12 protein-coding genes are annotated in these 14,703 nt (G+C 62.7%); 8 read left to right on the forward strand and 4 right to left on the reverse strand.

Going from position 1 to position 14,703, the window contains the following annotated elements; translation table 11 throughout:
- Positions 1-72: 72 nt before the first annotated feature.
- Entirely contained in the window at positions 73-657 is a 585-nt protein-coding gene (locus D6877_RS11020; protein ID WP_130910784.1) for a TetR/AcrR family transcriptional regulator, read from the reverse strand.
- Positions 658-869: 212 nt separating this feature from the next.
- On the opposite strand from D6877_RS11020, the gene D6877_RS11025 reads away from it, so the two are divergent.
- From D6877_RS11025 to D6877_RS11035, 3 genes are all read left to right on the forward strand, one after another.
- Positions 870-1,547: a type 1 glutamine amidotransferase domain-containing protein gene (locus tag D6877_RS11025; RefSeq protein WP_073476243.1), complete on the forward strand. Its 678-nt coding sequence runs from the start codon at positions 870-872 to the stop codon at positions 1,545-1,547.
- 102 nt (positions 1,548-1,649) lie between these two features.
- Positions 1,650-2,771 (forward strand): alkene reductase, encoded by a 1,122-nt coding sequence (locus tag D6877_RS11030; protein ID WP_130910785.1) that lies wholly within the window; start codon positions 1,650-1,652, stop codon positions 2,769-2,771.
- 195 nt (positions 2,772-2,966) lie between these two features.
- Positions 2,967-4,505 carry a cryptochrome/photolyase family protein gene (locus D6877_RS11035; RefSeq protein WP_130910786.1) on the forward strand — a complete coding sequence of 513 codons (1,539 nt, stop codon included), beginning with the start codon at positions 2,967-2,969 and terminating at the stop codon, positions 4,503-4,505.
- A gap of 6 nt (positions 4,506-4,511) precedes the next feature.
- On the opposite strand, the gene D6877_RS11040 is transcribed toward D6877_RS11035, so the two are convergent.
- From D6877_RS11040 to D6877_RS11050, 3 genes are all read right to left on the reverse strand, one after another.
- On the reverse strand, positions 4,512-6,014 hold the full coding sequence (locus D6877_RS11040; RefSeq protein WP_130910787.1) for a sensor domain-containing diguanylate cyclase: 1,503 nt from the start codon (positions 6,012-6,014) through the stop codon (positions 4,512-4,514).
- A 130-nt stretch (positions 6,015-6,144) separates the two neighbouring features.
- Positions 6,145-7,050, reverse strand: coding sequence for a LysR family transcriptional regulator (locus tag D6877_RS11045; RefSeq protein ID WP_130910788.1), 906 nt, complete (start codon positions 7,048-7,050; stop codon positions 6,145-6,147).
- A gap of 94 nt (positions 7,051-7,144) precedes the next feature.
- Positions 7,145-8,344, reverse strand: coding sequence for an MFS transporter (locus D6877_RS11050; RefSeq protein ID WP_130910789.1), 1,200 nt, complete (start codon positions 8,342-8,344; stop codon positions 7,145-7,147).
- A gap of 285 nt (positions 8,345-8,629) precedes the next feature.
- Between D6877_RS11050 and D6877_RS11055 the strand changes: the two genes are divergently transcribed.
- The 5 genes from D6877_RS11055 (at position 8,630) to D6877_RS11075 (ending at position 14,460) form a co-directional block, all read left to right on the forward strand.
- Complete coding sequence (locus D6877_RS11055) at positions 8,630-9,910, forward strand: c-type cytochrome (protein ID WP_130910793.1); 1,281 nt, start codon at positions 8,630-8,632, stop codon at positions 9,908-9,910.
- Positions 9,907-10,380 (forward strand): (2Fe-2S)-binding protein, encoded by a 474-nt coding sequence (locus D6877_RS11060; RefSeq protein WP_130910790.1) that lies wholly within the window; start codon positions 9,907-9,909, stop codon positions 10,378-10,380. The genes D6877_RS11055 and D6877_RS11060 overlap by 4 nt, the downstream gene beginning before the upstream one ends.
- Complete coding sequence (locus tag D6877_RS11065; RefSeq protein WP_130910791.1) at positions 10,377-12,611, forward strand: molybdopterin cofactor-binding domain-containing protein; 2,235 nt, start codon at positions 10,377-10,379, stop codon at positions 12,609-12,611. Before D6877_RS11060 ends, D6877_RS11065 begins: the two co-directional genes overlap by 4 nt.
- Positions 12,612-12,782: 171 nt before the next feature.
- On the forward strand, positions 12,783-13,895 hold the full coding sequence (locus D6877_RS11070) for an alkene reductase (RefSeq protein ID WP_130910792.1): 1,113 nt from the start codon (positions 12,783-12,785) through the stop codon (positions 13,893-13,895).
- An 88-nt stretch (positions 13,896-13,983) separates the two neighbouring features.
- Positions 13,984-14,460: an AraC family transcriptional regulator gene (locus D6877_RS11075; RefSeq protein ID WP_016774798.1), complete on the forward strand. Its 477-nt coding sequence runs from the start codon at positions 13,984-13,986 to the stop codon at positions 14,458-14,460.
- The last annotated feature ends 243 nt before the right edge of the window (positions 14,461-14,703 follow it).

The raw sequence follows: 14,703 nt of genomic DNA on the forward strand, positions 1-14,703 counted from the left end.
AGTTAAAGAAGATGTTGGATGTGCCGCGCTCTTCGCGAGCAGGCTCGCTCCCACAGGGATCTGCGGCGAGGCTCAGACTTGCAACAACTGCCGGGTCATCGCCATAGAGGTCTGCAGCGACTGTCCGGTGCGCTGCAATTTGTTCAGCAGGCTGGCGCCGAGCCAGAGCTGATACAGCGTCTCTGCCAACTTCTGCGCATCGCCCTCCGGCAGGCTTTTGTCGGTCTGGCCTTGTTCGATGCATTCGGTGATGCGCGCGACGATGCGTTCGGCGCCGTCGCGCAAGGTCAGGCGCATCGATTCGGACAGGTCGGCGACTTCGGCGCTGAGTTTCACCACCAGGCATTCATCGCCGTGGCCTTCGAGGGTGCAGCGGTTCTGCCAGCCCTGCCAGTAATCCATCAAACGCTCGAAGGCAGACAGCCCAGGCAATGTCAGGCGGCGCTCCATGTCCGCGAGGTAGTCGACGAAGTAATCCTCGAGCAGCGCCTGGCCGTACAACTCCTTGGATTTGAAGTAGTGATAGAACGAGCCCTTGGGCACGCCGGCGGTCTGCAGGATCTCGTTGAGGCCGACGCTGGTGAAGCCCTTCTCGGCCATCATCCGGTGGCCGGTGTCGAGCAAGTGTTGGCGGGTGTCGTCAAAGGTCGGCTTCATGGTGCGCAAAATTCCAGACAATAGACCAGTCGTATAGTTTTCAGGACCGGGAGTTTGCCATAACCGACGGGCAAAAACATTTTCTGAAAAAATTACTAGACGACTGGTCTAATTGGAAACTATGCTGCGCCCCGACACACAAATTCATGCGGCACCGACAACAAGCGAATCCCTCGCCTTCTGCCGATGCCAGACCAACCCAAGGGTGCTCTATGAAAATCTTGATGGTTCTGACTTCCCACGATCAACTCGGCAACACTGGCAAGAAAACCGGTTTCTGGCTGGAAGAGTTCGCCGCGCCCTACTTTGCCTTCAAGGACGCCGGCGCCGACGTCACCCTGGTATCGCCTGCCGGCGGCCAGCCTCCGCTCGATCCGAAAAGCGATGAGCCAAGCGCGCAGACTGCCGAAACCGACCGCTTCCGCGCCGATCCGGCCGCACAACAAGCACTGGCCACCACTGGCCGTTTGGCTGACGTGAAGGCTGAGGATTTCGACGCAGTGTTCTACCCAGGTGGCCACGGCCCGTTGTGGGATCTGGCCGAAGACAAGGCCTCGATTGCGCTGATCGAAGCCTTCGACCGCGCCAACAAACCTCACGGTTTTGTCTGCCACGCACCCGGCGTGTTGCGTCATGTGGTGCGCGCTGACGGCCAGCCAATCGTCAAGGGCCGTGATGTCACCGGCTTCACCAATGCCGAAGAAGCGGCGGTCGGCCTGACTGACGTGGTGCCGTTCCTCATCGAAGACGAGTTCCAGCGTCTGGGCGGGCGCTATTCGAAAGTTGCCGACTGGCAGGTGCACGTGGTCGCTGACGGGCAATTGGTCACCGGCCAGAACCCGGCCAGCTCTGCCGCCGTTGCCGAAAAGCTGTTGAAGATGCTCGGCTGAATCCCTCGCTCTACCCCGATCAACGCCGCGTGCGTACAGCCCGGCGTTGTTTTTTTGCCCAGTCACTAGTCGACTGGTCTAATGAGACTCAAGGCTTACTCCATGAATAACGCTTTCTTCACGCCTGCCAAATTGGGCGCCCACACCCTGAAAAACCGCATCGTTCTGCCGCCTCTCACCCGCCAGCGCAGCACACAACCGGGCAATGTCGCCAACGAGTTGATGGCCGAGTATTACCAGCAGCGCGCCGGTGCCGGTTTGCTGGTCACCGAAGGCACGCAGATCGAACCGCGCGGCCAGGGTTATGCCTGGACGCCGGGCATTCACACGCCGGAGCAGATCGCCGCTTGGCGCAAAGTCACCGAGGCGGTGCACGCCGTGGATGGCGTGATCTTTGCCCAGCTCTGGCATGTCGGTCGGGTCTCGCACACGGCGTTGCAGCCCAACGGCGATGCGCCGGTGTCGGCCTCTGCGGTGGCGACGGACCGCGTCAGCGTGTTCATCGAAACCGCGCCCGGTGTCGGTGAACTGGTGCCGCCGTCCGCTCCGCGCGCGTTGAGCACCGATGAAGTGCAGGAACTGATTCAGCTGTACATCCAGGCCGCGCGCAACGCGATGGATGCGGGTTTCGACGGCATCGAACTGCATTGCGCCAACGGTTATCTGGTCAACCAGTTCATCTCCGCCCACAGCAACCTGCGCACCGACCAGTACGGCGGCTCGCTGGACAATCGCTTGCGCTTTTTGCGCGAAGTGGTGGCCGGCGTCGCCGAATGCATCGGCAAGGACAAGGTCGGTGTGCGGTTTGCGCCGCTGTTCACTACCACCGATGAAGCGCGGACGTACCTGGGCCTGGTCGAGGAAGATCCGCACACAACTTACATTGCCGCGATCAAGATTCTTGAAGACGTCGGCATCGCCTACCTGTCGATCGCCGAAGCCGACTGGGACAACGCGCCAGCGATGCCGCAGACCTTTCGCCAGGCCGTGCGCGACACGTTCAGCGGCGCGATCATTTATGCCGGCCGCTACACCGCCAAAACCGGCGCGCAATTGCTTGAGTCGGGGCTGGCCGATCTCGTTGCGTTTGGCCGACCGTTCATGGCCAACCCGGACCTGCCGGCGCGGATGGCCAATGACTGGCCGTTGAATCAGTTGAATCCGGCGACGGTGTATGGCGGCGGTGCCGAGGGTTATATCGACTATCCGACCTACCCCGCATAAGCACACAACACAAATCCCTGTGGGAGCGAGCCTGCTCGCGAAGGCGGCGTGTCAGTCAGCACTTGTATTGACTGACAGGACGGTTTCGCGAGCAGGCTCGCTCCCACTACAGGATGTCAGTGGCCGCTAAAACCTATACATAGCAAACAATCTGTATAACTATTGGAGTTCGAATCGCTGACCGGATTTCGCTCCATGCCACCTGCCCACCGCTTGCTCCTGATCCTCGGCGACCAGCTGTCTTTCGACCTGGCCTCCCTGCAGCCACTCGATCCCCAGCACGACCTGCTGCTGATGGTCGAGGTCATGGAGGAAGCGACCCACGTCGCCCATCATCCGCAAAAAATCGCTCTGATCTTCAGCGCCATGCGCCACTTTGCCGAGGCGTTGCGCGATAAAGGCTACCGTGTCCAATACGTCCGCCTCGACGCCCCGGACAACAGCGGCTCAATTCCCGGCGAACTACAGCGCTGGCAAACCCTCACCGGCGCCGAAGAGATTCATATCACCGAATGCGGCGACTGGCGCCTTGAGCAATCAATCAAAGATTCGGGCTTGCCCGTGCACTGGCATTCAGACCGCCGTTTCCTCTGCTCCCGCGAAGAGTTCTCCAATTGGGCCAGCGGCAAGAAGCAACTGCGCATGGAGTTTTTCTACCGCGAGATGCGGCGCAAGAGTCGGCTGCTGCTCAATGGCGACGGCACGCCGGTCGGCGGTGCGTGGAATTTCGATGCGGAGAATCGCAAGGCGCTGCCCAAACACGCCAGACCGCCCTACCCGGCGCGTTTCGCCAATGACGCAATCACCCAAGAGGTTCTGGTATTGGTCGGCGAGCGCTTCGCCAGCCATTACGGCACGTTGGATGACTTCAATTACCCGGTGACCCACGCCGACGCACAGGCCCTGTGGCAATACTTTCTCGACTATGCACTGGCCGGCTTCGGTGATTACCAGGACGCCATGGCCAGTGATGAACCGTTCCTGTTTCACGCGCGGATCAGTGCCGCGCTGAACATCGGCCTGCTCGATTTGCGCCAGCTGTGCAGCGATGTCGAGGCGGCTTACTGGTCGGGGAGCATCGGCCTCAACGCGGCCGAAGGCTTCATTCGACAGTTGATCGGCTGGCGCGAATACGTGCGCGGTGTGTACTGGCTGAAGATGCCGGATTACGCCGAGGGCAATGTGTTTGGCAACACGCGCCCGCTGCCGGAGTTCTACTGGACGGGTGAAACGCAGATGAATTGCATGCGCCAGGCCATCGGCCAAAGCCTGCAACATGCCTACGCGCACCACATCCAGCGGCTGATGGTCACCGGCAACTTTGCCTTGCTCGCCGGGATTGCGCCGAAGGAAATCTGTGAGTGGTATCTGGCGATCTACATGGACGCCTTCGACTGGGTCGAACTACCCAACACCCTTGGCATGGTCATGCATGCCGACGGCGGTTATCTCGGCTCCAAGCCTTACTGCGCCAGCGGCCAGTACATCAATCGGATGTCGGATTACTGCGGCGACTGCGCCTACAAGGTCAAGGAAAGCAGCGCGGACGATGCCTGCCCGTTCAATGCGCTGTACTGGCATTTCCTCATGCGCCACGGCGACATTCTGCGTGGCAATCAGCGCATGGGCATGATGTACAAGAACCTCGACCGCATGCCGTTGGCCAAGCAGGATGCACTGTGGCAACGCGGACAAATGCTGTTGGCGAAACTGGATAACGGCGAAGCTTTCTAGTGCGCCTCAGGCCTGCCCGGCCATCCCGTTGCGCCCCGCCGCTTTCGCGCGGTACAGCGCCTGATCGGCGGTCTGGATCAACGCCGGCCGCGAATCCAGCTGAGCGCCCGTCCCCACCGCCATACCGATACTCACCGTAATCCGAGCAAACGGACTGCCCGGGTGGGCAATGTTCGCCTGCTGCAAACGCTCGAGCATCAGTTGCGCCACCACCGTCGCCCCGGCGCTGTCGGTGGCCGGCATGATCACCGCTATTTCTTCGCCACCGTAGCGCGCGATCAGATCCGAGGGACGTCGCACGCAGCCTTCAAGAATCTTGCTGACCGCTTGCAGGCAGGCATCGCCAGCAACGTGGCCCAAGGCATCGTTGAACAATTTGAAGTGGTCGATATCGATCATCAGCAAGGCCAGCGACGTCCCGTCACGCTGCGCCCGTCGCGCTTCCACCGCCAGGGTTTCATCGAAGCAGCGGCGGTTGGCCAGGCCGGTCAGCGCATCTTTCATTGCCAGCAATTCCAGCTGTCGATTGGACGCGAGCAACTGCTGCTGGGCATCGCGCAACGCCTCTTCAGCCTCAGTCCGGCGGCGGATATCAAGGATCAGGAACCAGCCGATCAACCCGGTCAGCCCGAGCAGCCCGATCACTACCACCGCCGACAGCGCCGCTTCGATGCGCCACGCCGCTAGCGCTTCATCCTTGCCCAGGGCCACGGTGGTGATCAGCGGCAGCGTTTCGCTTTTGCGGAACGCGTACAGACGTTCGACGCCGTCGAGGCTGGAGGTGTACGAAGCAGTGCCAACCGAACGGTCGACGAGGTATTTGGCGTAGATCGGCGAACTGGAGAAATTGCGGCCCATGTCCTGCTCGCGGAACGGGTAGCGCACCAGCAGCGTGCCATCGGTGTAAGACAGACCGATCGCGCCGTCCTGGCCAACGTCGAGTTTGCCGAACACCCGCAGGAAGTTCTCCACCCCCAGCGTCACCGCTACCACGCCAGCGAACTGCCCGGCATCGTCGTTGAAGCGCCGACTGATGGTCACCACCCATTCGTGATTGGCACGGCTCTGGATCGGCGGGCCAATGAACGGCTCGCGGCTCGGGCTGTCACGGTGGTGGATGAAATAGGCGCGGTCGCTGCTGTTGGCGCCCTCGGGAATCGGTCGGTTGGAGGACATCAACCAATGCCCGTGCCGGTCATAAATCGTGATGCCGCTGAGCTGTGGCATCAGCGGCTGCTGGCGGTCGATCAGGCTCTGGATGCGCTGAATCTGCGCCGGGCCGTCGCCCTCGGTTTCCAGACGTTCGACCAGCCCGAGCAAGAGCAGCGAGCTTTGCCGGACGATGCCTTCGGTGTAGGTGTTGAGCGCCTGGGTCAGGTTCAGGCCATGCACATCGACCTCGGCCAGTGCACGCTCACGCGAAGACCAGACTTTCCAGATCGTCAGCGAAGTCAGGGAACAGCCGATCACCAGCAGCAGGAGCATTACAAGGCGAGTATCACGCTTCACGTCAGTACCTTAAGGAAGTCCGGTATCCATTCCAGCCATCATTCGAACGTCGGCACTCACGGCGGCCACGTGTTCCGGGGCGCAAGCATACAAGCAGTGTGCAGCGGCTGCAGCAACAGAGTGTGCAGCGCTATGCGGCGGGTTTGAGGATTTCCACGAGAAAATCGATGAACACGTTGATCCGGCTCGATCCACGGTGGTTGGGCAGGTACAGCGCGTTGATGCAACTGCTGGCGCTGCCGGGGTTGACTTCATAGTGCTCAAGCAAGCGCGTCAGGCGCCCGGCGGTGACGTCGTCGCGCACCAGCCAGTCGGCCAGCAGCGCCACACCGCCACCGCCAATCGCCGCTTCGCGAAGAATGTCGGCGTTGTTGCTTTGCAGGCGGCCCTGGACGTTGAGCTGAATCGGCTCTTCGTCGCCCTGAAAGGTCCAGTGATGATGGCTGCCGCCGTAGTCGAAGCGCAGGCATTGATGCTCAAGCAGATCCCGCGGATGTTCGAGCACTGCGCTGCGCGCCAGATAATCCGGGCTGGCGACAATCCAACGCTGAAAGTGGCCGACGCGTTTGCTGACGATGTCCTCGCTGACCACCGTCGAGCCGAGCCGCACTGAAACGTCGATCTGCTCGCTGAGCAAATCGCTGACCTGATCGCTCAGCGACAGACTGATCTCCAGCCCGGGATGGCGTTCAAGCAAGCGACTCAGGTGCGGCGCAATCAGTCGCCGGCCAAACTCCACCGGCACGCTGATACGCAAGCGACCCTGGGCATCACTGCCACGATCGGCGACCACCGCATCGGCTTCGTCGATGGCATCGAGAATCGCCACGGCCTTCTCGAAATAGGTCTGGCCGGCGACGGTGACGCTGGTATTGCGCGTGGTGCGATTGAGCAGGCTGGCGCCCAACTCGTTTTCCAGGCCCGCCACTTGCCGTGTCACCGAAGACGTCGAAATCCCAAGCTTGCGCGCCGCCGAGGAATAGCCTCCGCAGCGCACGGTTTCAACAAACATCTTCAATGCCAGCAACTTGTCCATAAGCGGGGTCCGGTGGTGAGGGAACGCCGCTGATTGTGCATCAGCGCCCGCCACACGTCTTGTATCGTCGTGCTTGCCGGGCCTCATCGCGACCTCAGCCATCAGCCTTGCGACCCAGGAACAACGCCAGCGCCAGCGCCGGCAACACCGCCACGGCAACGGCCGAGAGGTTCCAGCCGAAGTGTTCGTACAGCGGGCTGGCGACCAGTGAGCCGAGGGCGCCGCCAACGAAAATGCTGGTCATGTACACCGCATTCAGGCGTGCGCGGCTGTGCGGGTCGAGGGCGTAGACCTCACGCTGGCCGAGGACCATGTTCAGCTGCACGGCAAAATCCAGCAGCACCGCACACACCACCAGCCATACGTAACCACTGCCCGGCAGCGCGGCGATCAACAGTGACAGCGGCGCCAGCAGCAACGCCACCAAGGTACCGCGACGACCGTGCCCGGCATCGGCGAGACGCCCGGCAATCGGCGCGGCAATCGCACCCACCGCGCCGACCAGAGCGAAGATCGCCACCTGCGCCTGGCTGAAACCGTGGTGACGCATCAGCTCAATTGGCGCGAGGGTCCAGAACAGGCTGAAACTGGCGAACAGCAAACCCTGATACAGCGAACGCTGGCGCAACACAGGAAAGCGCCGGGCCAGAGCAAACACCGAACCGATCAAGGCGACATAAGTGGCTTTGTGCGTCGGCACCCGGCGCGGCAATGCCACAGCGGTAATCAGCGCGATCACCGCCATCAGTGCCGCCGCGCTGTAAAACACCCCGCGCCAGCCGAACACTTCAACCAACAGACTCGACAGCGGCCGCGACAGCAGAATCCCCAAGAGCAGGCCGCTCATGATATTGCCGACCACGCGCCCCCGGCTGGCTTCCGGCGCCAAATGCGCGGCCAGTGGCACGAGAATCTGCACCGCCACCGAGGTCAGGCCGATCAGCAAAGAGAGCAGCAGAAACAGCGACGGCGAATGAGTCAGGCCAGCACACAGCAGCGTCACGCTGGCAGCGAGCGTGAAGCCGACCACCAGACGGCGGTTCTCCATCAGGTCGGCCAGCGGCACCAGCAGCAACAAGCCCAGCGCGTAACCGAACTGGGTCAGCGACACGATCAGGCTGGCATTGGCGCTGGACAGGCCGATCTGCGGCGCGATCAGTTCGACGATGGGCTGCGCGTAATACAGGTTGGCGACGACCGCGCCGCAGCAGAAGGCCAGAAACGCGACCATCAGGCCGGAGAGTGAAGCAGGCTGTTCGGCCGGGGCCGCAACGGCAGGGTTGCCCGTAAGCATGGTGACACCTCGTTGAGTTCGGGAAAGTTGTGCCAAGGCTACGGTCAGCCGGCGGGGGCGAGAATCCGTGCCACTGGCAACGCACTGATGCGTGGCGCGCAACGTTGCTTGCGGCGCAACGCGCTGTTGCGCGGGCCGGTGATTCTCCGCTGCAAGGGTCTTCTCTACGCTTTGGCCCTGGCGCTGACGTCCGCATCGGCGCCCTTCCCCGGCTGCTACAAGGAGCGTTTCCATGACCCGCACTGCACTCGTCCTGCCACTGTCCGCCGCGTTTTTCTGCCGACCATGAACAGCCATTTGCTCAAATCCAAAACCCTGTGGATCAGCGTCGGCGTGCTCGCGGTGCTCGGCCTGATCGTCGCCGTCGCGCTGATGTGGCGCCCGGCGATCGCGCCAATCAAACGGCCGACGTCATTCGATAATGCGCAGTTGCAACGCGGCGCACGGGTGGTCGAGGCCGGCGACTGCGCGGTGTGCCATACCCGCCCCGGCGGCGAATACCTGGCCGGCGGGCTGCCGCTGGTGACGCCGTTCGGCACGCTTTACACCACCAACATCACCTCGGATGCGCAGACCGGCATCGGCGAATGGTCACTGCCGGCCTTCGAGCGGGCGATGCGCGAAGGCATTGCCCGCGACGGCCACTTTCTCTACCCGGCGTTTCCTTACGTGCACTACCGACGCATGAGTGCAGCAGACATCGCCGACGCTTACGCCTACTTGATGAGCGGCCCCGCCGTACAAGCCCCGGCGCGGCAGAACCAGATGAACTTCCCGATGAACATCCGCCCGCTGGTGTCGTTCTGGAGTCTGCTGTTTCTGCATGGCGAGCCACTGACGCCGCTGGCCGAACACAGCGCGGCATGGAATCGCGGACGCTATCTGGTCGACGGCCCGGGCCACTGCGCCGGCTGCCATTCGCCGCTGAACCTGATCGGCGCGGAGAAATCCTCGCAATACCTTCAGGGCGGCAGCGTCGATGGCTGGGAAGCGCCGACACTGGTCGGCCTCGGCCAACGCGCCAATCCATGGAATCGCGAGCAATTGGTCGGCTACCTGCGCGCCGATGTGGTCGATGGCCACGGTACGCCCGCCGGCCCGATGCGCCCGGTCAGCCTGAGTCTGGCGCGCTTGCCGGCCAGTGAAGCCGAGGCAATTGCCGACTACCTGCTGAGCCTGCAAAACCCGCACGCGGTGACCGAAACCACGGCGAAAAAGCAGCCAGGTATTCCAGCGGATCACACAACCGGCGCCCTGCTCTTCAGTAGCGCCTGCGCCGGATGTCACGCACCCGCCGCGCCGATGCGCGAAATCGACGGCCGCCCGGGCCTGCAAGGCACTTCGGCGCTGCAAGCGGCCAGCTCGCGCAACTTTCTCAAGACCGTGCTCGAAGGCGTGCCCGCCATTCCCGGCGCGCCCGGCCCGGTGATGCCGCCGTTCGCCGCCAGCCTCGACAACGCCCAGCTCGGCGCACTCGCCGCGTATCTGCGCGAACAAGCCAAACCCGATGAGCCATGGGCCGACCTCTCTTCCACTATTGAAGCGTTACGTCAGGAGACGAAATGAGCCAGATCACTCTCACCGTCAATGGAACCGCCCAAGCGCTGGAGCTGGAACCGGACATGCCGCTGCTGTATGCGCTGCGCAACCACTTGAACCTCAACGGCGCCAAGTACGGCTGTGGCCTGGGCCAGTGCGGCGCGTGCACGGTGATCGTCGACGACCAGCCAGTGTTTGCCTGCCTGACGCCGTGCGCAGGCCTTGAAGGGAAAAAAATCCGCACTGTGGAGAGCCTCGGCAGCGCCGAGAAACCCGGTCCGTTGCAGGCGGCGTTCATCGACAAGCAGGCCGCGCAATGCGGTTACTGCATCGCCGGCATGCTGATGCGCGCGCAGGCGTTGCTCGAACGTGACCCGCACCCGGACGAACAAACCATCCGCGAACACATGGCCGGCAATCTGTGCCGTTGCGGCACGCACTTGCGCATTATCGAGGCGATCAAACAGGTGGCCGGGCACAACGGGAGCCTGACATGAGCGAAACAAACGGTTTGAACCCCAGTCGTCGGGCCGTCCTGCGCGGCGGCGCGTTGCTGATGGCCTTCACCTTGATGCCGGTAGCGCGGCGTGTCTTGGCCGACACCGAAGTCGACACCCTCGGCACCGTAGTGCTGGCCCCCGATCTGCCCGGCAGCCTGCGCACCAACCCATACCTCGACGCGTGGATTCGCATCGGCGCCGACGGCATCACCGTGTACACCGGCAAGGTCGAACTGGGCACCGGGGTGAAAACCGCGTTGCTGCAAATTGCCGCCGAGCGTTTGCAACTGCCGGCCAGCGCGATCAACTTGCTCACCGCCGACACCGCGCTGACGCCCAACGAAGGCTACACCGCCGGCAGCCACAGTATTTTTGACAGCGGCACCGCGCTGTACAACGCGGCCGCCCAGGTGCGGGAAATGCTCGTCGATGCCGCCGCGCGCAATTGGCAAGTCGATGCTGCGCAACTGAGCACCCGCGACGGCATCATCGAAGGGCCGAATGGTCAGCGCATGGCATATGCCGAAGCAGTCAAGCATGTCGATGTGCACCAATACGCGAAGGCGCAATCACCGACGATGGCGACGGCCGATTTCAAACTGATCGGCCACAACCTGCCGCGCCTGGACATTCCGGCCAAGGTCAGCGGCGGCGCGGCGTTCGTGCAGGACATGCGCCTGCCGGGCATGCTGCACGCACGGGTGATTCGCCCGCCGCGTCCCGGCTGCACGCTTCAGGTGTTCGATGCCGCATCCATCGAGGCGTTGAACGGCGTGGTCAAAGTGATTCGCGACGGCAACTATCTGGCCGTGGTCGCCCATGATGAGTGGCAAGCGATCAAGGCCATGCGCAGCGGCATTGAGAGTGCCAAGTGGAGTGGCGGCGAGGCGATTCCCGAAGCCGCTGGGATTCACGATTTGCTCAAGCAATTGCCCTCCAAGCGCTATCCGATCAGCAACAACGGCAATCCCAGCGGCGCGACCGAAACGCGCTTCAAGGCGCGGGTGACCAAGCAGTATCTGATGCACGGCTCGATCGGTCCGTCTTGTGCGGTGGCCTGGTTCAACGATGGCGTGCTCACGGTGTGGACCCACACTCAGGGCGTCTATCCGCTGCGCGCCGGTATCGCCGAGATGCTGCGTCTGCCGCCGGACCGCGTGCGCTGCATTCATACCGAAGGCTCGGGTTGCTACGGCCACAACGGCGCCGATGATGCCGCCGCCGATGCCGCGCTGATCGCCATGCGCCTGCCGGGCACGCCGGTCAGGGTGCAATGGATGCGCGAGCAGGAAAATCTCTGGGAGCCGTACAGTTCGGCGATGGTCACCGAAGTCGATGCCGGCCTCAGTCAGGGCCGTTTGCAGGACTGGAACTACGAGCTGTGGACCACGCCGCACAACGAACGCATCGTCAATGCTGGTCGCCTGCTGCCGGCACGCCTGTTGGCAAAACCCTTCACCTCGGCGCCTTCGGTGCCGATCGCCCAGCCCGAAGGTGATGGCGATCGCAACGCGGTGCCGCTGTACGAGCTGGGCGCGACGCGGATCAACATGAATTTCGTCACCACCATGCCGTTCCGCACTTCGGCCATGCGCTCGCTGGGTGCGCACATCAACATCTTCGCCATCGAGGCGGGTATCGATGAGTTGGCGATCAAGGCCGGGCTCGATCCGCTGGCGTTGCGTCTGGCGCATCTGCGCGACCCACGTGCCCGTGCTGTGATCGAGCGCGTGCGTGACGAAATCGGCTGGCCCCACAAGAGCAGCGAACCCGGCGCGGGGACCGGTTTTGCCTTCGCCCGCTACAAAAACATCATGGGTTACTGCGCCCTTGCGGTGAAATTGCGGGTGCATCCGCAAACTGGCGAGATCCGTGTCGATCATGTGGTGACGGCGGTCGATGTCGGCCAGATTGTCAGCCCAGATGGCCTGCGCAATCAGGTCGAGGGCGGCATCGTCCAGTCGGCCAGCTGGACGCTCTACGAAAAAGTCGCCTACGACGCCGGCGGCATTCGCAGCTATGACTGGAGCGGTTATCCAATTCTGCGCTTTACGCAATTGCCGAAAAAAGTCGATGTGCACCTGCTTGATCAACCGGGCGAACCCTTCCTCGGTGCTGCCGAAATCGTCCAAGGGCCAATGGCTGCGGCTCTCGGCAACGCGGTCAGCAATGCCACCGGCCGGCGCTGGCTGAATCTGCCGCTGACTCGCTCGAGCCAACCCGCCTGAACCACGCCCGCGTTCATCAGCGATGAGCGCGGGTGCCGTTGCGTTGCGCGCAAAACTGCGTAGCGCCGGCCACGGATTATCAGCCCCGCCACCCCCGGTTAAGTTACCTGCACAGCGCGCGGCACCTGGCTGCCGCACTTGAACCCTACTCATCAAAATCCGGAGCTACCCATGACCCGCCGCCTGTTTCAACCCATTGCCCTTGGCCCTTATACCCTTGCCCACCGCGTGGCGATGGCGCCCCTGACCCGCTCGCGCGCTGGCCAGCCGGGCGACGTGCCGACCGCAATGAACGCCGAGTACTACCGCCAACGCGCCAGTGCCGCGCTGATCATCACCGAGGCCACGCAGATTTCTCAGCAAGGCCAGGGCTATGCGTGGACGCCGGGGATCTACAGCGATGCGCAAGTCCACGCTTGGCGCGAAGTCAGCACGGCGGTGCACGAGGCCGACGGTCTGATCTTCATGCAGCTGTGGCACGTCGGCCGGGTCTCGCACCCAAGCTTTCAGCCGGACGCCGGTTTGCCGGTGGCGCCGAGCGCCCTGCCAGTGCCGGGCAAGACCTTTATCGTCGATGAACAAGGCAATGGCGTGTGGGGTGATGTGCCAGTGCCGCGCGCCCTCGAAACGGCGGAAATCGCCGACATCGTCGAAGACTATCGCCGCGCTGCGCGCAACGCGTTGAACGCAGGCATGGACGGCGTGGAGATCCATGCCGGCAACGGTTATCTGCTCGACCAGTTCCTCAACAGCAACAGCAACCAGCGCGACGATGCTTATGGTGGCAGCGTCGAGAATCGTGCGCGGTTTCTGCTCGAAGTGGTCGCCGCCGTCGCTGATGAAGTCGGTGCCGAGCGCGTTGGCGTGCGGCTGACGCCAATGGGTCGCTTCATGGGCATGGGCGATGACACGCCTGAAGCGACCTTCGGTTATCTGGTCGAGACGCTCAACCAGTGGAATCTGGCCTACCTGCACCTGGTCGAGCCGGCCATGGTCGGCACGGTCAAGGACGAAAACTTCGACCCGCGCTGGGACGCGATCATCGCCCAGTTGCGCCAGACCTGGAACGGCGTGCTGATCCTCGCTGGCGGTTACGACGCTGAGTCCGCTGAACAGGCGTTGAACGCCGATCGCGCCGACATCATCGCCTTTGGCCGGCCATTCCTGGCCAACCCGGATCTGCCGCGTCGGCTGCACGATGGCCTTGAGCTGAACACGCCGGATCCGAGCAGTTTCTTCGGCGGCGATCAGCGTGGTTACGTCGATTATCCGTTTCACGCCTGAGGCTTGGGCTTCATAACTTTTAAGGTTTGTTTAAGGACTTTAAATAAAGCCTGCGGCCAGACTTTGCCCATCGATCAGGAGAGCCGCCATGAACCCGCAATCGGTGAAGTCAGACCCTTCCTGCCACCTGGCTCGCCCACTGGGCGCACTGTCCGGCTGGCAGGAACGCCGCGCCAAGGCCTACATGCTGCACGATCTGAGCCGCAGCCTGCGCGTCAGCGAGATTGCCGAACATTGCAATCTTTCACGCAGCCACTTTTCCCGGGCGTTCAAGATCGTCACCGGCTGCTCGCCTCAGGAATGGATGCTGAAGATGAAGATCGACAAAGCCAAAGGGCTGTTGCTGACCTCGATGGCGATTACCGAGATTGTTTATGAATGCGGATTTTCCGATCACTCGCACTTCACCCGCACTTTCGGGCGCATGGTGGGGATGCCACCGAAGGTCTGGCGCCAACTGATGTGCGGAGCGCGGGTGGCGCTGGTGGATGCGGATGTCTGGCGGCTCAGCGATGGGTTGCTGAATTCGACGATGGGCCAGCGCTTGACGGAACTGCGGCCCTGAGTCGGATTTCAAAGGGTTTTGTTCACTCCTCCCTTTTGGCCGCGATTTTTCGCGGCTTTTTTTTGAACGGTGCACCGCCGTTCGGCAATGGAGTGGCGGTGAATTCACCCCTCACCCCAGCCCTCTCCCCGAGGAGAGGGAGCCGATTTGTGGGCTTTTCCAATCCTGAGTTCAACTCGGACTTTCACGTCGGCGTATCTCCCCCAAACACCTCGGTCAGTCCCCTCTCCCTCCGGGAGAGGG

The sequence above is a fragment of the Pseudomonas sp. Sample_9 genome (assembly GCF_004307535.1).
In the GTDB taxonomy this organism is placed as follows: domain Bacteria; phylum Pseudomonadota; class Gammaproteobacteria; order Pseudomonadales; family Pseudomonadaceae; genus Aquipseudomonas; species Aquipseudomonas mercuritolerans.